Origin of the sequence: Pseudomonas poae RE*1-1-14, assembly GCF_000336465.1 — a bacterium.
In the GTDB taxonomy this organism is placed as follows: domain Bacteria; phylum Pseudomonadota; class Gammaproteobacteria; order Pseudomonadales; family Pseudomonadaceae; genus Aquipseudomonas; species Aquipseudomonas poae.
The window spans coordinates 4747186-4771594 of record NC_020209.1 but is presented as its reverse complement, the minus strand read 5'-3'; the positions used below and the strand labels follow the sequence as shown (position 1 = coordinate 4771594).

Below are 24409 nucleotides of genomic sequence, written 5' to 3'. Positions count from 1 at the left end.
TGCGCTGAGCATGATTACAGACGCATCGGCATGACAACGTAAGCCGAGTCGTCGTTATCGGATTCTTGCACCAGGGCGCTGCTGTTGGAGTCAGAAAGAATCAGGCGAACCTGTTCGGTGGTCATCACACCCAGCACGTCCAGCAGGTAGCTCACGTTGAAACCGATCTCGAGCGAACCGCCGTTGTAATCTACGCCCACTTCTTCTTCCGCTTCTTCCTGCTCAGGGTTGTTGGCCTGGATCTTCAATTGACCGTTGGCCAATTGCAGACGGATACCGCGGTACTTCTCGTTCGACAGAATCGCTGTGCGGCTGAATGCTTCACGCAAGGCCTGACGGTCACCGAGCACCAGCTTGTCACCGCCCTTAGGCAGTACACGCTCATAGTCGGGGAACTTGCCGTCGACCAGCTTGGAGGTAAAGGTGAACTCGCCGGTGGTGGCGCGGATGTGGTGCTGACCGAGGACGATGCTGACGTTGCCGTCCGGCTCAGTCAGCAGGCGCGCCAGCTCCAGAATACCTTTACGCGGCACGATGACCTGGTGGCGATCGGGCTGACCGATATCGGCACGCATCGAGCACATTGCCAGACGGTGGCCGTCGGTGGCCACGGCGCGGATGATGCCTTCCGATACTTCCAGCAGCATGCCGTTAAGGTAGTAACGCACATCCTGCTGAGCCATGGCGAAGCTGGTGCGTTCAATCAAGCGGCGCAGTTTGCTCTGCTCCAGACTGCACGTCAGCGAACCCGGGCCTTCTTCCACAGTGGGGAAGTCATTGGCTGGCAACGTCGACAGGGTAAAGCGGCTGCGGCCCGCCTTCACCACCAGCTTCTGCTCATCAACCTTGATGTCGATCAGTGCATCGTTCGGCAGGCTTTTGCAGATGTCCATCAGCTTGCGTGCGGGCACGGTGATCTCGCCAGGTTCGGCAGGCTCTTCAAGCTGCACGCGTCCCACCAGCTCGACTTCAAGGTCAGTACCCGTCAGGGACAGTTGCTGGCCTTCGACCACCAGCAATACGTTGGAGAGTACCGGCAAGGTCTGTCGGCGCTCGACGACGCCTGCGACCAGTTGCAGGGGTTTCAACAGGGCTTCGCGTTGAATGGTGAAATGCATGGTCTAGTCCCTTGCCTTAATAAGCTGCGCTGGTGACATCACGTTGTGAGCGTGCGCAGCAGGTTCTTGTAGTCCTCGCGAATATCCGCGTCGGATTCCTTAAGTTCATTGATCTTTCGGCAGGCGTGCAGGACGGTCGTGTGGTCGCGACCGCCAAACACATCACCAATTTCCGGGAGGCTGTGGTTGGTCAACTCCTTGGAGAGGGCCATGGCCACCTGACGCGGGCGCGCCACAGAACGCGAACGTCGCTTGGACAGCAGGTCGGAAATCTTAATTTTGTAGTATTCGGCCACGGTGCGCTGGATGTTATCCACACTCACCAGTTTGTCCTGCAGTGCCAGCAAGTCTTTCAGGGATTCGCGGATCAACTCGATGGTGATGTCGCGGCCCATGAAGTGCGAGTGCGCAATGACTCGCTTAAGCGCGCCTTCGAGCTCACGCACGTTGGAGCGAATACGTTGGGCAATGAAGAACGCCGCGTCGTGGGGCAGATCGACTTTGGCCTGGTCGGCCTTTTTCATCAGGATCGCCACGCGGGTTTCCAATTCCGGCGGCTCAACCGCAACGGTCAGGCCCCAGCCGAAACGCGACTTCAAGCGTTCTTCCAGACCTTCGATCTCTTTCGGATAACGGTCGCTGGTCAGGATAACCTGCTGGCCGCCTTCGAGCAGGGCGTTAAAGGTGTGGAAAAACTCTTCCTGTGAACGTTCCTTGCGCGCGAAAAATTGAATGTCATCGATCAGCAACGCATCAACGGAGCGATAGAAACGCTTGAACTCGTTGATTGCGTTGAGCTGCAGGGCCTTGACCATATCGGCCACGAAGCGCTCCGAGTGCAGGTACACAACCTTGGCATTCGGGTTCTTCTTTAACAGGTGATTGCCCACTGCATGCATCAAGTGGGTCTTACCCAAGCCAACGCCGCCATACAGGAAGAGCGGGTTGTAGCCGTGCTTGGGATTATCCGCGACCTGCCAGGCGGCCGCGCGGGCCAGTTGGTTGGACTTGCCTTCGACGAAGTTCTCGAAGGTAAAGGTACGGTTGAGGTAACTGGTGTGCTTGAGCGCACCTTCGACCTGCACGGTGCGCTGTTCGGCGCGTACCGGGGCTTGCTGGGACGCGGCGCCGGCCATTGGGTCGAAGCTGTCGCGAGACGGCTCTTCATTTACAGGCGCATTTTTCTGCGACGCGGGTTTTGACGACGTCTGAGCAACCGGTGCCTGGGAGTTATTAACAGGAGCGGCGGCGGCCTGAGCCTGCGAGGCGCTCGCCGCAAGCGGAGCATTCGGTGCAGCACGCGCTACGGAGCTGCGTTTGCTGCCTATTAATAAGGAGAGCACGGGCGCGATACCGTTGCCGTGTTCGTCGAGCAGCTCGAGTACGCGGCCCAGGTACTTTTCGTTGACCCAGTCGAGAACAAAACGATTAGGCGCATAGACACGCAACTCGTCGCCTTCGGCTTCGACCTGTAGTGGACGGATCCAGGTGTTGAATTGCTGGGCAGGCAGCTCTTCGCGCAAAAGCTCTACGCACTGCTGCCAAAGTTCCACTGACACGGATATCCCCTAAGTTGAAAGCCGGTGAGGCAAAAACAGCAGCCATTGTAGCGGCCAGCCGCCCACTTATCCACATGTAGGTTGCTCACAGACAACCCAAAATCAACGTCTTATCGGTAAAAAAGACGACAGATGGTCTGTGCATAAGCTCTGTGGATAAGCGCCCCTGAGCCCCTTGTACAAGTGGGGGCGAAAGTCTGTGGGTAACTGTCCTGTGGATAAAAGCGCTTTCCACGCACAGCTTATCCGACAGTGCAGCACAGGAAGGACACCGTTTTCCCCTGTAGTTGTCATCCTCTGTACATCAGGTGAAATATGGCTTTAGGGCACTTATCCACAGACAAGTGCCTGTCTAGCTTTTATAAGCTTTACAGAAAAGCTTTAAATAACTTCCTTCTTTATTTTTATATCTATGCCACTGCCCGTCGACGGCGCTCACACAGAAAAGCCCAAACGGGCTGACGAGATTTAATTAAAGGAAAAGCTGGTTGGAAATTGACCTAGAGCCTTGCTTTCTCTAGAATCGCCGGTCTCTTAAAACGGGGGCCATTCCGGCCCGTTGTGGACGAACCAGGTAACAACGCCATGAAACGTACTTTCCAACCAAGCACCATCAAACGCGCCCGCACTCACGGCTTCCGTGCTCGCATGGCTACCAAGAACGGCCGTGCTGTCCTGTCGCGTCGTCGCGCCAAAGGTCGTGCGCGTCTGGCAGTTTGATAATCCGGTACTGGTGGTGAGTCAGGACTTCAGTCGGGAAAAGCGTCTGCTTACCCCCCGGCACTTCAAGGCAGTCTTTGACTCCCCCACCGGCAAGGTTCCGGGGAAAAATCTCCTGCTCCTTGCGCGTAACAACGATCTTGATCATCCCCGTCTCGGGTTGGTGATCGGCAAGAAGAGCGTAAAGCTCTCCGTTGAGCGCAATCGCCTCAAGCGTCTGATGCGCGAATCGTTTCGCCTCCACCAGGACACTCTGGTTGGTTGGGATATTGTTATCGTCGCGCGCAAAGGCTTGGGGGATGTAGAAAACCCCGAATTGATTCAGCATTTCGGCAAGCTATGGAAGCGTCTGGCGCGTACCCACAAACCAGCACCAGCAGTCGTCGAAACTGTAGGGGTAGACAGCCTTGATGCGTAAACTGGCCATCGTTCCGATCCAGTTTTACCGCTATGCCATTAGTCCTCTGATGGCCAGCCACTGTCGTTTCTACCCCAGTTGTTCCTGCTACGCGTTAGAGGCCATAGAAAATCATGGTCTTCTGCGCGGTGGCTGGCTGACCTTTCGTCGTTTAGGTCGCTGTCATCCGTGGAATGCCGGTGGTTATGACCCGGTTCCACCTATCCCTACCTCCCGTTCTTCTTCGATGGCCGAGTAATCATGGATATTAAACGCACGATCCTGATCGTCGCCCTGGCAATCGTGTCCTACGTCATGGTCCTTAAGTGGAACCAGGACTATGGCCAGGCTGCCCTGCCGACTCAGAATGTTGCTACCAATCAGGCTGCGCCGGCTATTCCGGACACCCCGCTGGGTAACAATGCGTCCGCGAGTGCCGATGTTCCCAGCGCGAATGGCGAGACCGCCGCACCTCTAGAAACGCCAGTGGTCACCAACAAAGACCTCATCCACGTGAAAACGGATGTGCTCGACCTGGCTATCGACCCACAAGGTGGTGATATCGCGCAGTTGAAACTGCCGCTGTATCCACGTCGCCAAGACCATCCGGAAGTGCCGTTCCAACTGTTCGATAACGGTGGTGAACGTACCTATCTGGCACAAAGCGGCCTGACCGGTACCAACGGTCCGGATGCACGTGCTACCGGTCGTCCGGTTTATTCGACCGAACAGAAGAGTTATCAACTGGCCGATGGCCAGAATCAGTTGAATGTCGATCTGAAATTCAGCCTCGACGGCGTCAACTACATCAAGCGCTTCAGCTTTACCCGCGGTCTGTATGACTTGAAGGTCACTTACCTGATCGACAACGAAAGTGCCAAACCGTGGACCGGCAACCTGTTTGCCCAGCTCAAGCGTGATGGCAGCTCCGATCCTTCTTCCAGCACCGCCACCGGCACCGCGACATACCTGGGCGCAGCCCTGTGGACAAGTGGTGAGCCGTACAAAAAAGTGTCGATGAAAGATATCGACAAGGGCGCGCTGAAAGAAAACGTCCAGGGTGGCTGGGTAGCCTGGCTGCAACACTACTTTGTGACCGCCTGGATCCCGAACAAGGCTGAAGCCAACCTGGTTCAGACGCGCAAGGACAGTCAGGGCAATTACATCATCGGCTTTACCGGCCCGGCGTTGACCGTGGCGCCAGGTGCCAAGGCTGAAACCAGCGCTACCCTGTACGCCGGTCCGAAAAGCCAGGCTGTGCTCAAAGAGTTGTCCCCAGGTCTGGAACTAACGGTGGACTACGGCATCCTGTGGTTCATTGCTCAGCCGATTTTCTGGCTGCTGCAACATATCCACAGCATTGTGGGTAACTGGGGCTTCTCGATCATCTTCCTGACCATGCTGATCAAAGGGATCTTCTTCCCTCTGTCTGCCGCCAGCTACAAGTCGATGGCGCGCATGCGTGCCGTGGCGCCGAAGCTGGCTGCTCTGAAAGAGCAACATGGTGATGACCGGCAGAAAATGTCGCAGGCCATGATGGAGCTGTACAAGAAAGAGAAGATCAACCCGCTGGGTGGATGCTTGCCGATTCTTGTGCAGATGCCAGTATTCCTGTCGCTGTATTGGGTGCTCCTGGAAAGCGTCGAAATGCGTCAGGCGCCGTTCATACTGTGGATAACCGACCTGTCGATCAAAGACCCGTTCTTTATCCTGCCGATCATCATGGGCGCGACCATGTTCATCCAGCAGCGCTTGAACCCGACACCGCCGGACCCGATGCAGGCCAAGGTCATGAAAATGATGCCAATCATCTTCACCTTCTTCTTCCTGTGGTTCCCGGCTGGTCTGGTGCTGTACTGGGTGGTCAACAACGTGTTGTCGATCTCTCAACAGTGGTACATCACTCGTAAAATCGAAGCGGCTACCAAAAAAGCCGAAGCGTAATTTACTCTGTGGGTAACCACTCAAGACGCCCCCTAGTGGGGCGTTTTGCTTTCCGTCATTTTTATCCTGGAACCTGCTGATGAGCGCTCCTCGTGAAACCATCGCTGCCGTTGCGACCGCTCAAGGTCGAGGCGGTGTCGGTATCGTTCGAATTTCCGGGCCGCTTGCCGGCAGGGCGGCGCAGCTAATCAGTGGCCGCGAGCTGAAACCGCGCTATGCCCATTACGGTCCGTTTCTTGACGCTGACAAAAGCGTCCTCGATGAAGGCCTGGCGCTCTACTTCCCGGGGCCCAACTCATTCACCGGTGAAGATGTCCTGGAGCTGCAAGGACATGGCGGTCCGGTGGTACTGGATATGCTGCTGCAACGTTGCCTGCAGCTGGGTTGCCGTCTGGCTCGCCCGGGCGAGTTCAGCGAACGTGCATTTCTCAATGACAAGCTTGACCTGGCCCAGGCTGAAGCGATTGCCGACCTGATAGAGGCCAGTTCCGCACAAGCTGCGCGGAACGCCTTGCGCTCGCTGCAGGGCGCTTTCTCCCTGCGTGTGCATAACTTGACCGAGCAACTGATCAGCCTGCGTATCTACGTTGAGGCAGCGATTGATTTTCCTGAAGAAGAAATCGACTTCCTTGCCGACGGCCACGTTCTGGCGATGCTGGATAAAGTGCGTGACGAGTTATCCACAGTATTGCGCGAAGCCGGGCAGGGCGCCTTGCTGCGCGACGGCATGACGGTGGTTATTGCCGGGCGTCCCAATGCCGGTAAGTCGAGCCTGCTCAATGCACTCGCAGGGCGTGAAGCTGCCATCGTCACCGAGATTGCCGGTACTACACGGGATATCCTGCGCGAACATATCCACATCGATGGGATGCCATTGCATGTGGTGGATACTGCCGGGCTGCGCGACACCGACGACCAGGTGGAAAAGATCGGTGTGGAACGGGCGCTCAAGGCGATCGGCGAAGCGGACCGCGTGTTGCTGGTCGTGGATGCCACCGCACCGGAGGCTGTGGATCCTTTTGCCTTGTGGCCCGAATTCCTCGAGCAACGGCCGGACCCGGCCAAAGTCACCTTGATCCGGAACAAGGCGGATCTCACGGGCGAAGCCATTGCAATGGAGACCAGCGCGGATGGCCACGTCACCATAAGCCTGAGTGCAAAGTCATCGGGTGCTGGCCTGGAACTGCTGCGTGATCACCTCAAAGCCTGCATGGGCTACGAACAGACCTCGGAAAGCAGCTTCAGCGCGCGCCGCAGGCATCTGGAGGCGCTGCGCCATGCCAGCGCGGCGTTGGAGCACGGCCGGGCACAGCTGACCCTGGCAGGCGCCGGTGAGCTGCTGGCGGAGGACTTGCGTCAAGCGCAGCAGCTGTTGGGTGAGATCACCGGCGCCTTCAGCTCAGATGACTTACTCGGACGGATCTTCTCCAGCTTTTGCATCGGTAAATAAACCGTCCACCGATTCCAGACAGGCCATTCGCGCCTGTCTGCTTCGCTCGTTTCAGAGCACGCCCTATCAAAATCTGAATTTTTTATCGATGAGCACGGCATCTTCGTGGGCGCTATTTGCGCTTCGAGGTGCATTTCTGTGGATTAAGCCCTGTGAATAACCGGCCCTGTGCCCAGTTGATAACAGGCCTCAAAAGCTGATGAAAAAGCCCTCTGTGGATAACCTGCTGTTTAATCCACAGCCTTAGCCCAGTTATCCAAGGGCCTCATTGGTACATGACCACAGACTTTTGAATCGCTGTACACATTGTAAATAAAGGTCTGTAGCGATCTATCCACAGAAAACAGGCTCAGTAGAAATAAACATAAAAACAAAGATTTAATAAATTTCTCTCTTTTAATTTCTATTGTCCGTGATTCATCCACAGCTGGTTGAATTTTGTGCAAAGGGTTCTTTAGGGAAGGCTAAGTCCCTATACTTGCCGCCAAGCTCGAAAACTCTTTTAACCAACAATTCCTGATTACCTACATAAGCAGGCACGAGGTGCGTGGTGGATTTCCCTTCCCGTTTTGAAGTGATCGTCATCGGCGGCGGTCATGCCGGTACCGAGGCAGCACTGGCGTCAGCACGCATGGGCGTTAAAACCCTGCTGCTCACGCACAACGTGGAAACCCTCGGTGCCATGAGTTGCAACCCCGCCATTGGCGGCATCGGCAAAAGCCATCTGGTCAAGGAAATCGATGCCCTTGGCGGCGTCATGGCCATGGCTACCGACAAGGGTGGTATTCAATTTCGCGTGCTCAACAGCCGCAAGGGCCCGGCGGTGCGTGCCACCCGGGCGCAGGCTGACCGCATCCTGTACAAGGCGGCAGTACGTGAAACCCTGGAAAACCAGCCGAACCTGTGGATATTTCAACAGGCGGCCGATGATCTGATCGTCGAACAGGACGTGGTGAAAGGCGTTGTTACCCAAATGGGTCTGCGTTTCTTCGCAGAATCGGTGGTACTGACCACCGGCACGTTCCTTGGCGGACTTATCCACATCGGCATGCAGAACTATTCCGGTGGGCGCGCGGGTGATCCGCCCTCGATTGCCCTGGCTAAACGTCTGCGTGAATTGCCGCTGCGTGTCGGTCGCCTGAAAACCGGGACCCCGCCGCGTATCGACGGGCGTTCCGTGGATTTTTCGGTGATGACAGAACAGGCCGGTGATACCCCGATCCCGGTGATGTCGTTCATGGGTTCCAAGGCGCAGCACCCGAAACAGGTGAGCTGCTGGATCACTCACACCAATGCGCGCACCCACGAAATAATCGCGGCCAACCTGGATCGCTCGCCGATGTACTCCGGCGTGATCGAAGGCATCGGCCCGCGGTATTGCCCGTCGATCGAAGACAAGATCCACCGCTTTGCCGACAAGGAAAGCCACCAGGTCTTCATCGAGCCCGAAGGCTTGACCACCCACGAGCTGTACCCGAACGGGATTTCCACCTCCCTGCCGTTCGACGTGCAAATCCAGATCGTGCAGTCGATTCGCGGCATGGAAAACGCACACATCGTGCGCCCGGGCTACGCCATCGAGTACGACTACTTCGACCCGCGTGACCTGAAATACAGCTTGGAAACCAAAGTGATTGGCGGTCTTTTTTTTGCTGGGCAAATCAACGGCACCACCGGTTACGAAGAAGCCGGCGCCCAGGGTTTGCTGGCCGGGACCAACGCGGCACTGCGTGCGCAAGGCAAGGACAGCTGGTGCCCGCGTCGCGATGAGGCGTATATCGGTGTGCTGGTTGACGACCTGATTACCCTGGGCACTCAGGAACCGTACCGGATGTTCACCTCCCGGGCTGAATACCGTCTGATCCTGCGTGAAGACAATGCAGACCTGCGCCTGACTGAAAAAGGCCGCGAGCTGGGCTTGGTCGATGATGCGCGTTGGGCCGCGTTCTGCAAAAAACGCGAAAGCATTGCGCTCGAAGAACAACGTTTGAAAAGCACCTGGGTTCGCCCGGGCACCGAGCAGGGCGATGCGATTGCCGAAAAATTCGGCACGCCGCTGACCCATGAGTACAACTTGCTCAACCTGCTGTCGCGTCCGGAAATTGACTACGCAGGCCTGGTCGAAGTGACCGGCCAGGGCGCAGAAGACCCGCAGGTCGCCGAGCAGGTCGAGATCAAGACCAAGTACGCCGGCTACATCGATCGCCAGCAGGACGAAATCGCTCGCCTGCGCGCCAGCGAGAACACCAAACTGCCTGTGGATATCGACTACACCGGGATTTCCGGGCTGTCCAAGGAAATTCAGGGCAAGTTGGGGATAACTCGGCCGGAAACCCTGGGGCAGGCGTCACGCATTCCTGGTGTCACTCCGGCAGCCATTTCGCTGTTGATGATTCATTTGAAAAAACGCGGCGCGGGCCGTCAGTTGGAGCAAAGCGCTTGAGTTCGTTGGTCACCTCGCAACACGCCGAAGAGTTATCCACAGGTGCACGCCAGTTGGGCGTTGACCTGACCCAGGCCCAGCACGACTTGCTGCTGGGCTACCTGGCCCTGTTGATCAAATGGAATAAGGCGTACAACCTCACAGCGGTACGTGATCCCGACGAGATGGTGTCGCGTCATTTGCTCGACAGTCTGAGCGTGATGCCATTCATCGAAAACGGACGCTGGCTCGACGTAGGCAGTGGCGGCGGCATGCCCGGCATTCCGCTGGCCATCCTGTTTCCCGAGTCGCAGGTCACCTGCCTGGACAGCAACGGCAAGAAGACCCGCTTCCTCACTCAGGTCAAACTTGAACTCAAGTTGGACAACCTCCAGGTTATCCACAGCCGCGTCGAAGCCTTCACGCCTGAACAGCCATTCAACGGAATTGTTTCCCGGGCGTTCAGCAGCATGGAGAACTTCAGCAACTGGACCCGCCATCTGGGCGACGTCGATACGCGCTGGCTGGCAATGAAGGGCGTCCATCCAAGCGATGAGCTGTTAGCATTGCCGGCGGACTTCCACCTCGATAGCGAACACGCCTTGGCCGTACCCGGTTGCCAAGGCCAACGCCATCTGCTGATACTGCGCCGCACGGCATGATTGGGAACACAAGCAAGAATGGCTAAGGTATTCGCGATAGCGAACCAGAAGGGTGGCGTGGGCAAGACCACCACCTGCATCAACCTCGCAGCATCGCTGGTCGCGACCAAGCGCCGCGTGCTGTTGATCGATCTCGATCCACAGGGCAACGCCACCATGGGTAGCGGTGTGGATAAACACGGCCTGGAAAACTCGGTCTACGACTTGCTGATCGGCGAGTGCGACCTGACCCAGGCCATGCACTATTCCGAGCATGGCGGTTATCAACTGCTGCCGGCCAACCGCGATTTAACAGCGGCGGAGGTGGTGCTGCTGGAAATGCAGATGAAGGAAAGCCGTCTGCGCAGTGCCCTGGCGCCGATTCGTGAGAATTACGATTACATTCTGATCGACTGCCCACCGTCGCTGTCGATGCTCACGCTCAACGCGCTGGTGGCAGCTGACGGGGTAATCATCCCCATGCAGTGCGAGTACTACGCGCTGGAAGGGTTGAGCGACCTTGTGGATAACATCAAGCGCATCGCTGAGCTGCTCAATCCGAACCTTCAGATCGAAGGGCTGCTGCGCACCATGTTCGACCCGCGCCTGAGCCTGATGAACGATGTGTCTGCCCAGCTCAAGGAACACTTTGGCGAGCAGCTGTACGACACGGTGATCCCACGTAACATCCGTTTGGCCGAAGCCCCGAGCTACGGCATGCCGGCGCTGGCGTACGACAAATCATCGCGCGGTGCCATCGCTTATCTGGCGTTGGCCGGCGAGATGGTCCGCCGTCAACGCCGCAACTCACGCACCGCTGCTGCCCAGCCAACTTAAGGAATCCCCATGGCCGTCAAGAAACGAGGTCTCGGACGTGGACTGGATGCACTCCTGAGTGGTCCGACCGTCACATCGCTTGAAGAACAAGCGGTGCAGGCCGACGAGCGTGAGCTGCAGCACCTGCCCCTGGACCTGATCCAGCGTGGCAAATATCAGCCACGGCGCGACATGGACCCACAGGCGCTGGAAGAACTGGCGAACTCGATCAAGGCCCAGGGCGTGATGCAGCCGATTGTGGTGCGCCCGATTGGTGGTGGCCGCTTTGAAATCATCGCCGGCGAACGTCGCTGGCGTGCCAGCCAGCAGGCCGGCAAGGACACCATCCCGGCGATGGTGCGCGATGTGCCGGATGAAACCGCTATCGCCATGGCATTGATCGAGAACATCCAGCGTGAAGACCTCAATCCGATTGAAGAGGCGATCGCCTTGCAGCGTTTGCAGCAGGAATTCCAGCTGACCCAGCAGCAAGTGGCCGAGGCGGTGGGTAAATCCCGAGTGACCGTGTCCAACCTGTTGCGCCTGATTGCGCTGCCGGAAGTGATCAAGACCATGTTGTCCCACGGCGACCTGGAAATGGGCCACGCCCGTGCCTTGCTCGGTTTACCGGAAAATCAACAGGTTGAAGGGGCGCGACACGTTGTCGCACGAGGCCTTACTGTGCGCCAGACCGAAGCCCTGGTTCGCCAGTGGCTCAGCGGCAAGCCGGCAGCGGTCGAAACACCCAAGGCCGACCCGGATATCGCCCGGCTCGAGCAGCGCCTGGCCGAGCGCCTGGGCTCTGCGGTACAAATTCGACACGGCAAGAAGGGCAAAGGGCAATTGGTTATCGGATATAACTCGCTCGATGAGCTTCAAGGTGTCCTTGCCCACATTCGCTGAAACATTTACTCATGTAGCGTGTGATCGGAAATCACTACCCGGCAGTTGAATAGGGGCAGAACCGCCCCTATACTCTGCGCGCATTTTGTCGGCACAAATTATGCCAAGTTATTGATTTGCGGCAGCCGACCATTGAGGAGCAAGAGTGATGGAAACCCGCACGCCAAACACGTTGCCGTTCCATCGCTTGGCCGTTTTTCCGGTTTTATTGGCTCAATTTGTCATCCTGCTGATCGCCGCATTGGCGCTTTGGTATGGGCATGGAGTCGTAGCCGGGTATTCAGGACTTTGCGGAGGCCTGATAGCCTTGCTGCCCAATATGTATTTTGCTCACAGGGCCTTTCGGTTTTCCGGCGCCCGAGCAGCCCAGGCTATCGTCCGGTCATTTTATGCCGGCGAGGCGGGCAAACTGATTTTGACGGCAGTGCTGTTCGCACTGACCTTTGCAGGTGTGAAGCCATTGGCGCCGCTGGCTGTATTCGGCGTCTTCGTGTTGACCCAACTGGTCAGCTGGTTCGCTCCCCTGCTAATGAAAACAAGACTTTCGAAACCTTAGGGCGTTTGAGGCAACCATGGCAGAAACAACCGCTTCGGGCTATATCCAGCACCACTTGCAGAACCTGACCTTCGGTCAGCTTCCCAACGGCGGCTGGGGCTTCGCCCACACCGCAGCAGAAGCCAAAGAGATGGGTTTCTGGGCTTTCCACGTCGATACGCTCGGCTGGTCTGTCGCACTGGGTCTGATCTTTGTCCTGATTTTCCGCATGGCGGCAAAAAAGGCGACTTCCGGTCAGCCAGGTGCCTTGCAGAACTTCGTTGAAGTATTGGTCCAGTTCGTCGATGGCAGCGTGAAAGACAGCTTCCATGGCCGTAGCCCGGTGATTGCACCGCTGGCGCTGACCATCTTCGTCTGGGTCTTCCTGATGAACGCCATCGACCTGATTCCGGTCGACTGGATTCCTCAGTTGGCCATCCTGATCTCCGGTGATGCGCACATTCCATTCCGTGCCGTTTCCACCACAGACCCGAACGCTACCCTGGGCATGGCCCTGTCGGTGTTCGCGTTGATCATTTTCTATAGCATCAAGGTCAAGGGCATCGGCGGCTTCATCGGCGAGCTGACCCTGCACCCGTTCGGCAGCAAGAATATCTTCGTTCAAGCCCTGCTGATCCCGGTGAACTTCCTGCTGGAATTCGTCACCCTGATCGCCAAGCCGATTTCCCTGGCGCTGCGACTGTTCGGCAACATGTATGCCGGCGAGTTGGTGTTCATTCTGATCGCTGTGATGTTCGGCAGTGGTCTGCTCTGGCTTAGCGGCCTGGGCGTCGTTCTGCAGTGGGCGTGGGCTGTGTTCCACATCCTGATCATTACCCTGCAGGCCTTTATCTTCATGATGCTGACCATCGTCTACCTGTCGATGGCGCACGAAGAGAACCATTAAGACCAGCCTCGGCCAGTCTGATGTCCTTCCCGGTAAAACGGGAAGGTGGCCCCCACGGGCTATGAAACGATTTGTTTTACCGCTTTAAAATCTAAAAAACCTAAACCATACGACGTAAAAGTCGGGAGGAAAGATGGAAACTGTAGTTGGTCTAACCGCTATCGCTGTTGCACTGTTGATCGGCCTGGGCGCCCTGGGTACTGCCATTGGTTTCGGCCTGCTGGGCGGCAAATTCCTGGAAGGCGCAGCGCGTCAGCCAGAAATGGTTCCAATGCTGCAAGTTAAGATGTTCATCGTTGCCGGCCTGCTCGACGCCGTGACCATGATCGGCGTTGGTATCGCTCTGTTCTTCACCTTCGCGAACCCCTTCGTTGGTCAACTCGCTGGCTGATCACTCGACTTTTCGAGTGATTGGAGTGATGGACAACGAATGAGCGAGGTGTTGGCGTGAACATTAATGCAACCCTGATTGGCCAATCCGTTGCGTTCTTCATTTTTGTAGTGTTTTGCATGAAGTTCGTGTGGCCTCCGGTCATCGCGGCTTTGCACGAACGTCAGAAGAAGATCGCGGATGGTTTGGACGCTGCCAGCCGTGCAGCTCGCGACCTGGAGTTGGCCCAAGAGAAAGTGGGTCATCAACTGCGCGAAGCTAAAGCACAGGCAGCTGAAATCATTGAGCAAGCCAAGAAGCGCGGTAACCAGATCGTCGAAGAGGCTGTTGAAAAAGCCCGCGTCGAAGCTGACCGTGTGAAGGCTTCGGCTCATGCCGAGATCGAACAGGAACTGAACGGCGTCAAAGACGCGCTGCGTGCCCAACTGGGTGCTCTGGCGGTCGGCGGTGCGGAGAAGATCCTCGGTGCCACAATCGATCAAAACGCGCACGCGGAGCTGGTTAACAAACTGGCTGCTGAAATTTAAGCGAGGGCGATCATGGCAGAACTGACCACGTTGGCTCGACCTTACGCTAAGGCAGCCTTCGAGCACGCCCAGGCCCACCAGCAACTGGCCTCTTGGTCAGCCATGCTCGGCCTGGCTGCAGCAGTGTCGCAAGATGACACCATGCAGCGCGTGCTCAAGGCCCCGCGCCTGACGAGCGCAGACAAGGCCGCCACTTTTATTGAAGTGTGCGGCGACAAGTTTGATGTGAAAGTGCAGAACTTCATCAACGTCGTTGCCGAAAACGACCGTCTCCCGCTTTTGCCGGAGATCGCCGCTCTGTTCGACCTGTACAAGGCCGAACAAGAGAAATCGGTAGACGTTGAAGTCACCAGTGCTTTCGCATTGAACCAAGAACAGCAAGACAAACTCGCCAAGGTTCTCAGTGCACGACTCGACCGGGAAGTGCGCCTGCAAGTTGCGGAAGACAGGTCCCTCATTGGGGGCATTGTCATTCGCGCCGGCGACCTGGTTATCGATGGCTCGGTTCGCGGCAAACTCGCGAGCCTTGCCGAAGCATTGAAATCTTGAGTTTGAAGGGGCAGCAGAGCAATGCAGCAACTCAATCCTTCCGAAATAAGTGAAATTATCAAGGGCCGCATCGACAAGCTCGATGTGACCTCCCAAGCCCGTAACGAAGGCACTGTCGTCAGCGTATCTGACGGCATCGTGCGGATTCACGGTCTGGCCGACGTCATGTACGGCGAGATGATCGAGTTTCCGGGCGGCGTCTACGGTATGGCCCTCAACCTGGAGCAAGACTCCGTAGGTGCCGTTGTATTGGGCGCTTACACCAGTCTGGCCGAAGGCATGAGCGCCAAGTGCACAGGCCGCATCCTGGAAGTTCCGGTTGGTAAGGAACTGCTGGGCCGCGTAGTCGACGCACTGGGTAACCCTGTTGATGGCAAAGGTCCACTGGGCAACACCTTGACCGACGCGGTCGAGAAAGTTGCTCCAGGCGTGATCTGGCGTAAGTCGGTAGACCAGCCTGTACAGACTGGCTACAAGGCTGTCGATGCCATGATCCCGGTCGGCCGTGGCCAGCGTGAGCTGATCATCGGTGACCGTCAGATCGGTAAAACCGCTCTGGCGATCGACGCGATCATCAACCAGAAGAACAGCGGCATTTTCTGCGTCTACGTCGCCATTGGTCAGAAGCAATCGACCATCGCCAACGTGGTTCGCAAGCTGGAAGAAAACGGCGCCCTGGCCAACACGATCATCGTGGCTGCCAGTGCTTCGGAATCTCCTGCGCTGCAATTCCTGGCACCGTACTCCGGTTGCACCATGGGTGAATTCTTCCGCGACCGCGGTGAAGACGCGCTGATCGTTTATGACGATCTGTCCAAGCAAGCAGTGGCTTACCGCCAGATTTCCCTGCTGCTGCGCCGTCCACCAGGCCGTGAAGCTTACCCAGGCGACGTGTTCTATCTCCACTCCCGTCTGCTGGAGCGCGCATCGCGCGTTTCCGAAGAGTACGTAGAGAAGTTCACCAACGGCGCAGTGACCGGCAAAACCGGTTCCCTGACCGCACTGCCGATCATCGAAACCCAGGCTGGCGACGTTTCCGCGTTCGTTCCGACCAACGTGATTTCCATCACCGACGGTCAGATCTTCCTGGAATCGGCCATGTTCAACTCCGGGATCCGTCCTGCAGTGAACGCCGGTGTTTCGGTATCCCGTGTGGGTGGTGCCGCTCAGACCAAGATCATCAAGAAGCTCTCCGGTGGTATCCGTACCGCTCTGGCTCAGTACCGTGAACTGGCGGCATTCGCCCAGTTCGCTTCTGACCTGGACGAAGCGACCCGCAAGCAACTTGAGCATGGTCAGCGCGTTACCGAGCTGATGAAGCAGAAGCAATACGCCCCTATGTCGATCGCTGACATGGCGTTGTCGCTGTATGCCGCTGAGCGTGGGTTCCTGACCGACGTTGAAATCGCCAAGGTCGGCAGCTTTGAACAAGCGCTGATTGCTTACTTCAACCGCGATCACGCCGAATTGATGGCGAAGATCAACGTGAAGGGTGACTTCAATGACGATATCGACGCTGGCATGAAAGCCGGTATCGAGAAGTTCAAGGCCACCCAAACCTGGTAAGCCGCAGCGGGAGCCGCGAGGCTCCCGCTTGCTAACCTGATAGGTGTTACATGGCAGGCGCAAAAGAGATTCGCAGTAAGATTGCGAGCATCAAAAGCACGCAAAAGATTACCAGCGCCATGGAAAAAGTGGCGGTGAGCAAAATGCGCAAGGCACAAATGCGCATGGCTGCCAGCCGTCCTTATGCGGAGCGTATCCGCCAGGTAATTGGGCATCTGGCCAACGCCAACCCGGAATACCGCCACCCGTTCATGATCGACCGCGCCGTTAAGCGTGTGGGTTATGTGGTAGTGAGCAGTGACCGTGGTTTGTGCGGTGGTCTGAATACCAACCTGTTCAAGGCCCTGGTCAAGGACATGGCGGTAAACCGCGAAAACGGCGTCGAGATTGATCTGTGTGTGGTGGGTAGCAAGGGTGCGGCCTTTTTCCGCAACTTCGGCGGTAACGTCGTTGCAGCTATCAGCCACCTGGGTGAAGAACCGTCGATCAACGATTTGATCGGCAGTGTGAAGGTGATGCTCGATGCATACCTGGAAGGCCGGATTGACCGCCTCTCCGTGGTATCCAACAAGTTCATCAACACCATGACCCAGCAGCCGACCGTGGAGCAATTGATTCCACTGGTGGCGACTCCGGATCAGGAACTCAAGCACCACTGGGACTACCTCTACGAACCAGACGCCAAAGAGCTGCTTGACGGCTTGATGGTGCGCTACGTGGAGTCGCAGGTGTACCAGGCGGTGGTCGAGAACAACGCAGCTGAACAAGCGGCGCGGATGATCGCGATGAAAAACGCTACCGATAACGCCGGTGATCTGATCAGCGATTTGCAGCTGATCTACAACAAGGCGCGTCAGGCTGCGATCACCCAAGAGATCTCGGAAATCGTCGGCGGCGCTGCCGCGGTTTAACGGTTCAAATATTCAGAGGATCCAGCTATGAGTAGCGGACGTATCGTTCAAATCATCGGCGCCGTTATCGACGTGGAATTCCCACGCGACAGCGTACCGAGCATCTACAACGCGCTGAAAGTACAAGGCGCGGAAACCACCCTGGAAGTTCAGCAGCAGCTGGGCGACGGCGTGGTTCGTACCATTGCGATGGGTTCCACCGAAGGCTTGAAGCGCGGTCTGGACGTTATCGACTCCGGCGCAGCCATCTCCGTACCGGTCGGTAAAGCGACCCTGGGCCGGATCATGGACGTATTGGGTAATCCAATCGACGAAGCTGGCCCGATCGACACCGAAGAGCGCTGGGGCATTCACCGTCCAGCACCTTCGTTCGCTGAGCAAGCGGGCGGCAACGACCTGCTGGAAACCGGCATCAAGGTTATCGACCTGGTTTGCCCGTTCGCCAAGGGCGGTAAAGTCGGTCTGTTCGGTGGTGCCGGTGTAGGCAAGACCGTAAACATGATGGAACTGATCCGTAACATCGCCATCGAGCACAGCGGTTATTCCGTGTTCGCCGGTGTGGGTGAGCGTACTCGTGAGGGTAACGACTTCTACCACGAGATGAAGGACTCCAACGTTCTGGACAAAGTGGCATTGGTTTACGGTCAGATGAACGAGCCGCCGGGTAACCGTCTGCGCGTGGCACTGACTGGCCTGACCATGGCTGAGAAGTTCCGTGACGAAGGTAACGACGTTCTGCTGTTCGTCGACAACATCTATCGTTACACCCTGGCCGGTACCGAAGTATCCGCACTGCTGGGCCGTATGCCTTCGGCAGTAGGTTACCAGCCGACCCTGGCTGAAGAGATGGGCGTTCTGCAGGAACGTATCACTTCGACCAAGGAAGGTTCGATCACCTCGATCCAGGCGGTATACGTACCTGCGGATGACTTGACCGACCCGTCGCCTGCCACCACCTTCGCCCACTTGGACGCCACCGTCGTTCTGTCCCGTGACATCGCTTCCCTGGGTATCTACCCGGCGGTCGATCCACTCGACTCGACTTCGCGCCAGCTGGACCCGAACGTGATCGGCCAGGAGCACTACGACACCGCTCGCGGCGTTCAGTACGTGCTGCAGCGTTACAAGGAACTGAAGGACATCATTGCGATCCTGGGTATGGACGAGCTGTCGGAAACCGACAAGCAGTTGGTAAACCGTGCTCGTAAGATCCAGCGTTTCTTGTCGCAGCCGTTCTTCGTGGCTGAAGTCTTCACCGGTGCCTCGGGTAAATACGTTTCCCTGAAAGACACCATTGCTGGCTTCAAAGGCATCCTCAACGGTGACTACGACCACCTGCCAGAACAAGCGTTCTACATGGTCGGCGGCATCGAAGAAGCGATCGAGAAAGCCAAGAAACTGTAATCCTGGCGCCCGGCGACGGGCGCTCATCAGGTTGAGGCAATCAGATGGCTATGACAGTCCATTGCGATATCGTCAGCGCGGAAGGGGAAATCTTCTCCGGTCTGGTAGAAATGGTGATTGCACACGGCGAACTCGGTGACCTGGGTATTGCCATGGGCCACGCGCCGTTGATCACCAGCTTGAAGCCAGGTCCGATCACGCTGACCAAGCAAGGCGGGGAACGTGAGGTGTTTTACATCTCTGGTGGTTTCCTCGAGGTTCAGCCGAACATGGTCAAAGTACTTGCCGACACTGTGCAACGTGCTGGCGACCTGGATGAAGCCTCCGCTCAGGAAGCCGTCAAGGCTGCCGAGAAGGCGCTGAACGAAAAAGGCGCAGACTTCGACTACAGCGCTGCTGCAGTCCGTCTGGCCGAAGCCGCAGCCCAGCTGCGGACGCTCCAGCAGATCCGTAGGAAGTAAGCGGCCACGCCGTAATGCTTATGCGTGATTGATTAAAAAGGGTAGCCTCGGCTACCCTTTTTCTTTTTTTGCAAAACACTTCTTTGGTCTGAACCCGGACCGCCCAGGATTGGTAGCCATTCATGTCTCTTGAAATCGTCATTCTCGCCGCAGGCCAGGGCACACGCATGCGTTCGGCCCTGCCAAAGGTGCTGCATCCGGTCGCTGGCAACTCCATGCTTGGCCATGTTATCCACAGCGCTCGGCAGTTGGATCCGCAACGCATCCACGTAGTGATCGGTCACGGTGCCGATGCTGTGCGCGAGCGTCTGGCGGCGGATGACCTCAATTTCGTGTTGCAAGACAAACAACTCGGCACCGGCCACGCCACTGCCCAGGCAGTGCCGTTCATCACCGCTGACACCGTGCTGATCCTCTACGGCGACGTGCCGCTGATCGAAGTCGACACTCTGCAACGTTTGCTCAAGCACGTAGTGCCTGGTCAGATGGGCCTGCTCACCGTTGAGCTGGACGACCCCACCGGCTACGGACGCATCGTGCGCAACGCCGACGGCAAAGTCGCCGCCATCGTTGAACACAAGGACGCCAGCGAAGCCCAACGCGCCATCACCGAAGGCAACACCGGGATCATGGCCGTGCCGGCCAGCCGTTTGGCGGACTGGATGAGCCGTCTGTCCAACAACAATGCCCAGGGCGAGTACTACCTCACCGACGTCATCGAGATGGCCGTGAGCGACAGTCTGGTAGTTGCCACCGAACAGCCCCACGACCCGATGGAAGTGCAGGGCGCCAACGATCGCAAGCAATTGGCAGAGCTGGAGCGTCACTATCAGTTGCGCGAAGGACGCCGACTCATGGCTCAAGGCGTCACCTTGCGCGACCCGGCCCGTTTCGATGTACGCGGTGAAGTCACCGTGGGCCGCGACGTGCTGATCGACATCAACGTGATCCTCGAAGGCCGCGTGGTCATCGAAGACGACGTGGTGATTGGGCCCAATTGCGTAATCAAGGACAGCACCCTGCGCAAAGGCGTGGTGGTCAAGGCCAACAGCCATATCGAAGGCGCGGTGATGGGCGAGGGCAGCGATGCAGGGCCGTTCGCGCGTCTACGCCCTGGCAGCGTGCTGGGCGCTCAGGCGCACGTGGGTAACTTCGTCGAGTTGAAAAACGCTCGCCTCGGCGAAGGTGCCAAGGTCGGTCACCTGACTTACCTGGGCGACGCCGTTATCGGCGCACGGACCAATATCGGTGCCGGCACCATCACCTGCAATTACGACGGTGCCAACAAATACCAGACGACGATTGGTGAGGACGTGTTCATCGGCTCCAATAACTCGCTGGTCGCGCCCGTCACCATTGACGACGGCTCCAACACTGCGGCGGGTTCAACCATCAACCAGAATGTGGACAAGTCCCAGCTGGCCGTAGCCCGCGCTCGCCAACGCAACATCGACGGCTGGAAACGCCCGGTCAAACTCCCCAAGACCTGAGTTATCCACAACTCTTCAGCGAATGCGATCTCCTGTGGGAGCTGGCTTGCCAGCTCCCACATTTGATTGATGGTGGACTTAAAAAACATCGCGGCCACTGCTTGACGAACGCTCACCAATAGGTTTTGATTGCCTTCGACTTCTTTCGAAACGAAACTTATCATCACCATGTCGAAACGAAATACCCCTCAACGCCGCCACAACATCTTGACCTTGCTCAATGAACAGGGCGAAGTCAGCGTGGACGAGTTGGCCAAACGTTTCGAAACGTCGGAAGTCACTATCCGCAAGGATCTGGCGGCCCTCGAAAGTAACGGCCTGTTGCTGCGCCGTTACGGAGGGGCAATCACCATGCCTCAGGAACTGGTGGGCGATGCCGCCCAACCCATCTCGGCACACAAACGCGCCATCGCGCGGGCCGCCGTGCTGCGTTTGCGCGAACACGCCCGCATCATCATCGACAGCGGCAGCACCACCGCCGCGATGATCCCCGAGCTGGGTCACCAGCCTGGCCTGGTGGTGATGACCAACTCCCTGCACGTCGCCCGCGCCTTGAGCGAACTGGAACACGAGCCGGTGCTGTTGATGACCGGCGGCACGTGGGACCCGCACTCGGACTCGTTCCAGGGCCAGGTCGCCGAGCAGGTGCTGCGCTCCTACGACTTCGACCAGTTGTTCATCGGTGCCGACGGCATCGACCTGGAGCGCGGTACCACTACCTTCAATGAACTGCTGGGCCTGAGCCGCGTCATGGCCGAAGTCGCCCGTGAAGTCGTGGTAATGGTCGAGTCCGACAAGATCGGCCGCAAGATTCCCAACCTGGAACTGCCCTGGAGCAGCGTCCATACCCTCATCACCGATGATCGCCTGCCGCTCGAGGCCCGCGACCAGATACAAGCCCGCGGCATCACGCTGATATGCGCGGCAATCATCTAGGAGAAATACCATGTGTGGCATTGTAGGCGCCGTCGCCGAACGTAACGTTACCGCTATCCTCATTGAAGGCCTCAAGCGTCTGGAATACCGCGGCTATGACAGCGCTGGCGTGGCGGTCTTCACCAATGCCGGCCAGCTGGAGCGCATGCGCCGTCCGGGCAAAGTCAGCGAGTTGGACCAGGCCCTGGCCGGTGAGCCGCTGGTCGGCCGCCTGGGCATCGCCCATACCCGTTGGGCCACCCACGGCGCGCCGTGCGAGCGCAACGCGCACCCGCACTTCTCCGGCGATCTGGCTGTGGTGCACAACGGCATCATCGAGAACCACGAAGCACTGCGCGACCAGCTCAAGGGCCTGGGCTACGTGTTCACCTCGGACACCGACACTGAAGTCATCGCCCACCTGCTCAACCACAAACTGAAGGACCACAGCGACCTGACCACTGCCCTCAAGGCCACGGTCAAGGAACTGCATGGCGCCTATGGCCTGGCCGTGATCAGCGCAAAACAACCCGACCGCCTGGTTGCCGCTCGCAGTGGCAGCCCGCTGGTTATCGGCCTGGGCCTGGGCGAGAATTTCCTCGCCTCCGACCAACTGGCCCTGCGCCAGGTCACCGACCGTTTCATGTACCTGGAAGAAGGTGATATCGCCGACATCCGCCGTGAAAGCGTGGCGATCTGGGACGTGGACGGCAACTCGGTCGAGCGTGAAGCCGTGCAATACCGCGACGGCGCCGAAGCTGCCGACAAGGGCGAGTTCCGCCACTTCATGCTCAAGGAAATCCACGAGCAGCCTTCCGTGGTGCAACGCACCCTCGAAGGTCGCCTGAGCCAGAACCAGGTGCTGGTCAACGCCTTCGGACCGCAAGCCGCCGAGTTGTTCGCCAAAGTGCGCAACGTGCAGATCGTCGCCTGCGGTACCAGCTACCACGCTGGCATGGTCGCGCGTTACTGGCTGGAAGAACTGGCCGGCATCCCTTGCCAGGTCGAAGTCGCCAGCGAGTTCCGCTACCGCAAAGTGGTGGTGCAGCCCGATACCCTGTTCGTGACCATCTCCCAGTCCGGCGAAACAGCCGACACCCTGGCCGCCCTGCGCAACGCCAAAGAGCTGGGCTTCCTCGCCAGCCTGGCCATCTGCAACGTCAGCATCAGCTCCCTGGTGCGTGAATCCGACCTTACGCTGCTGACCCAGGCCGGTCGCGAAATCGGCGTGGCCTCCACCAAGGCGTTCACCACCCAACTGGTCGGCTTGCTGCTGCTGACCCTGTCCCTGGGCCAAGTGCGCGGCACCCTCGGCGAAGGCGTCGAAGCCATGCTGGTGGAAGAGCTGCGCCGCTTGCCGACCCGTCTGGGCGAAGCCCTCGCGATGGACAGCACCGTGGAAAAAGTCGCCGAACTGTTCGCCGACAAGAACCACACCCTGTTCCTCGGCCGTGGTGCACAGTACCCGGTGGCGATGGAAGGCTCGCTGAAACTCAAGGAAATCTCGTACATCCACGCCGAAGCCTACCCAGCCGGTGAGCTCAAGCACGGCCCGCTGGCCCTGGTGGACGACGACATGCCGGTGGTTACCGTCGCGCCGAACAACGAACTGCTGGAAAAGCTCAAGTCCAACCTGCAGGAAGTCCGTGCCCGTGGCGGCCAACTGATCGTGTTCGCCGACGAAAAAGCCGGCATGACCAACGGCGAAGGCACCCACGTCATCAACATGCCGCACATCCACGACACCCTGTCGCCGATCCTCTACACCATCCCGCTGCAATTGCTGTCGTACTACGTTGCAGTGCTTAAAGGCACCGACGTTGACCAGCCGCGTAACTTGGCCAAGTCGGTGACGGTGGAGTAATACGGCATGGGCCTGGAGGCCCATGGTTCTAGAGAATTAAAACTGTCGCAACACAGGGGAGCGCTTGTTGGCTCCCTTGATGAACACTACAACGAGCAGCATCCGCACAGCGCTTTGAAATATCGCTCGCCGAGGGAGTTCAGGCGCTCGGTGGCAGCATCAATTTAACGGGGGTAGGTGTCCGGTTTGGTTGGGGCAAGTCCAAGCGGCAACAGCCTGTGCCATGTGATGTTTGCGACATTACGGCTCGTACACATCCTGGGAAACCCTCGAAATTTGGCGAGTCGAATGCCGTAAGGTGTTCGTAAGGGAAAATCAATTGCTCCAAACATACCTCACCTCATCCAGCGTTACGCCACCACGCACCAGCGTGCGACGGCTGCCAGGCTCTTCTGTTCCACCTAGCCCCTTATAGAAACGAACGGCCCTTTCGTTGCCAGATAAAACCCATAAGGTGATGCGTTTATAACCTTGGTCAAGCAAACGCTTAAAACCCGTCTGCCACAATTGGGCGCCGATACCCTTGCTCCAATATTCTGCCAAAACGTAGATCGCCATGACTTCTCCCGATGCTGATTCGGGCGTGTCTTCATCACGGCAAGTGCCCAGCGAAAGCCAACCAATAACGTCTCCCTCCACTTCGGCGACTAAAACGTCAGCGTCTTTGCCTTCAATTGTACGGGCCCAATAGGCCTCTCTTTGAGGCAATGTCGCGCTAAGCGAGGCTAAATAGTCAGCGGGCATCAGATCAAGATAAGCGTGTTGCCAGCTACTGACATGGACTTGAGCGATGCGCTTCGCATCCTGGGATAATGCATCACGAATCATAACCACCCCTCACTGGCGTAGTGTCTCGGATAAAAATGTCGTTAATCCACCCTGCCCAGGGCCGTCTGCGTGTCCCGGCCAGCCTAACCTA

General features: G+C 57.8%; 24 protein-coding genes. 21 read left to right on the top strand and 3 right to left on the bottom strand.

Annotated elements, in window-relative coordinates; translation table 11 throughout:
* Positions 1 to 14: 14 nt before the first annotated feature.
* Positions 15 to 1118, bottom strand: a complete 1104-nt coding sequence (gene dnaN, locus H045_RS21030) for a DNA polymerase III subunit beta (protein WP_003233598.1) — start codon at positions 1116 to 1118, stop codon at positions 15 to 17.
* A gap of 38 nt (positions 1119 to 1156) precedes the next feature.
* A complete protein-coding gene (gene dnaA, locus H045_RS21025; protein WP_003233596.1) occupies positions 1157 to 2677 on the bottom strand; it encodes a chromosomal replication initiator protein DnaA in 1521 nt (506 codons plus the stop codon).
* A gap of 585 nt (positions 2678 to 3262) precedes the next feature.
* On the opposite strand from dnaA, the gene rpmH reads away from it, so the two are divergent.
* The 21 genes from rpmH to glmS all read left to right on the top strand — a co-directional run bounded on the left by rpmH (position 3263) and on the right by glmS (position 23490).
* Positions 3263 to 3397 carry a 50S ribosomal protein L34 gene (gene rpmH, locus H045_RS24790; RefSeq protein ID WP_003213577.1) on the top strand — a complete coding sequence of 45 codons (135 nt, stop codon included), beginning with the start codon at positions 3263 to 3265 and terminating at the stop codon, positions 3395 to 3397.
* Between the two features lie 16 nt (positions 3398 to 3413).
* Complete coding sequence (rnpA, locus tag H045_RS24785; protein ID WP_197675632.1) at positions 3414 to 3815, top strand: ribonuclease P protein component; 402 nt, start codon at positions 3414 to 3416, stop codon at positions 3813 to 3815.
* Positions 3808 to 4053, top strand: a complete 246-nt coding sequence (yidD, locus tag H045_RS24780; protein WP_003233592.1) for a membrane protein insertion efficiency factor YidD — start codon at positions 3808 to 3810, stop codon at positions 4051 to 4053. Before rnpA ends, yidD begins: the two co-directional genes overlap by 8 nt.
* Before the next feature lie 2 nt (positions 4054 to 4055).
* Entirely contained in the window at positions 4056 to 5738 is a 1683-nt protein-coding gene (gene yidC / locus H045_RS21015) for a membrane protein insertase YidC (RefSeq protein WP_015373365.1), read from the top strand.
* A 79-nt stretch (positions 5739 to 5817) separates the two neighbouring features.
* Positions 5818 to 7188: a tRNA uridine-5-carboxymethylaminomethyl(34) synthesis GTPase MnmE gene (gene mnmE / locus H045_RS21010; RefSeq protein WP_003233582.1), complete on the top strand. Its 1371-nt coding sequence runs from the start codon at positions 5818 to 5820 to the stop codon at positions 7186 to 7188.
* A gap of 550 nt (positions 7189 to 7738) precedes the next feature.
* Positions 7739 to 9631: a tRNA uridine-5-carboxymethylaminomethyl(34) synthesis enzyme MnmG gene (gene mnmG, locus H045_RS21005; RefSeq protein ID WP_003233580.1), complete on the top strand. Its 1893-nt coding sequence runs from the start codon at positions 7739 to 7741 to the stop codon at positions 9629 to 9631.
* Positions 9628 to 10272 (top strand): 16S rRNA (guanine(527)-N(7))-methyltransferase RsmG, encoded by a 645-nt coding sequence (gene rsmG, locus H045_RS21000; protein ID WP_015373364.1) that lies wholly within the window; start codon positions 9628 to 9630, stop codon positions 10270 to 10272. Before mnmG ends, rsmG begins: the two co-directional genes overlap by 4 nt.
* 18 nt (positions 10273 to 10290) lie before the next feature.
* Positions 10291 to 11088 (top strand): ParA family protein, encoded by a 798-nt coding sequence (locus H045_RS20995; protein WP_015373363.1) that lies wholly within the window; start codon positions 10291 to 10293, stop codon positions 11086 to 11088.
* Between the two features lie 9 nt (positions 11089 to 11097).
* Positions 11098 to 11970: a ParB/RepB/Spo0J family partition protein gene (locus H045_RS20990; protein ID WP_003233574.1), complete on the top strand. Its 873-nt coding sequence runs from the start codon at positions 11098 to 11100 to the stop codon at positions 11968 to 11970.
* Between the two features lie 148 nt (positions 11971 to 12118).
* On the top strand, positions 12119 to 12526 hold the full coding sequence (locus H045_RS20985) for a F0F1 ATP synthase subunit I (RefSeq protein ID WP_003177069.1): 408 nt from the start codon (positions 12119 to 12121) through the stop codon (positions 12524 to 12526).
* 16 nt (positions 12527 to 12542) lie between these two features.
* Positions 12543 to 13412: a F0F1 ATP synthase subunit A gene (gene atpB, locus H045_RS20980; RefSeq protein WP_015373362.1), complete on the top strand. Its 870-nt coding sequence runs from the start codon at positions 12543 to 12545 to the stop codon at positions 13410 to 13412.
* 133 nt (positions 13413 to 13545) lie between these two features.
* Positions 13546 to 13803: a F0F1 ATP synthase subunit C gene (gene atpE / locus H045_RS20975; RefSeq protein WP_002555987.1), complete on the top strand. Its 258-nt coding sequence runs from the start codon at positions 13546 to 13548 to the stop codon at positions 13801 to 13803.
* Between the two features lie 56 nt (positions 13804 to 13859).
* Entirely contained in the window at positions 13860 to 14330 is a 471-nt protein-coding gene (locus tag H045_RS20970; protein ID WP_003177066.1) for a F0F1 ATP synthase subunit B, read from the top strand.
* 12 nt (positions 14331 to 14342) lie between these two features.
* On the top strand, positions 14343 to 14879 hold the full coding sequence (locus H045_RS20965) for a F0F1 ATP synthase subunit delta (RefSeq protein WP_003233569.1): 537 nt from the start codon (positions 14343 to 14345) through the stop codon (positions 14877 to 14879).
* 21 nt (positions 14880 to 14900) lie between these two features.
* On the top strand, positions 14901 to 16445 hold the full coding sequence (atpA, locus tag H045_RS20960) for a F0F1 ATP synthase subunit alpha (protein WP_003233567.1): 1545 nt from the start codon (positions 14901 to 14903) through the stop codon (positions 16443 to 16445).
* Positions 16446 to 16495: 50 nt separating this feature from the next.
* Positions 16496 to 17356, top strand: a complete 861-nt coding sequence (gene atpG, locus H045_RS20955; RefSeq protein ID WP_003233565.1) for a F0F1 ATP synthase subunit gamma — start codon at positions 16496 to 16498, stop codon at positions 17354 to 17356.
* Between the two features lie 27 nt (positions 17357 to 17383).
* Positions 17384 to 18760, top strand: coding sequence for a F0F1 ATP synthase subunit beta (atpD, locus tag H045_RS20950; protein ID WP_003233564.1), 1377 nt, complete (start codon positions 17384 to 17386; stop codon positions 18758 to 18760).
* Between the two features lie 44 nt (positions 18761 to 18804).
* Entirely contained in the window at positions 18805 to 19221 is a 417-nt protein-coding gene (locus tag H045_RS20945; protein ID WP_003233562.1) for a F0F1 ATP synthase subunit epsilon, read from the top strand.
* Between the two features lie 122 nt (positions 19222 to 19343).
* Entirely contained in the window at positions 19344 to 20711 is a 1368-nt protein-coding gene (gene glmU, locus H045_RS20940; RefSeq protein ID WP_003233560.1) for a bifunctional UDP-N-acetylglucosamine diphosphorylase/glucosamine-1-phosphate N-acetyltransferase GlmU, read from the top strand.
* A gap of 168 nt (positions 20712 to 20879) precedes the next feature.
* Positions 20880 to 21647 (top strand): DeoR/GlpR family DNA-binding transcription regulator, encoded by a 768-nt coding sequence (locus H045_RS20935; protein WP_003233558.1) that lies wholly within the window; start codon positions 20880 to 20882, stop codon positions 21645 to 21647.
* Positions 21648 to 21657: 10 nt separating this feature from the next.
* Positions 21658 to 23490, top strand: coding sequence for a glutamine--fructose-6-phosphate transaminase (isomerizing) (gene glmS, locus H045_RS20930; RefSeq protein WP_003233556.1), 1833 nt, complete (start codon positions 21658 to 21660; stop codon positions 23488 to 23490).
* Positions 23491 to 23805: 315 nt separating this feature from the next.
* Here glmS and H045_RS20925 read toward each other — a convergent pair whose 3' ends face one another.
* Entirely contained in the window at positions 23806 to 24318 is a 513-nt protein-coding gene (locus H045_RS20925) for a GNAT family N-acetyltransferase (protein ID WP_015373361.1), read from the bottom strand.
* Positions 24319 to 24409 lie beyond the last annotated feature (91 nt).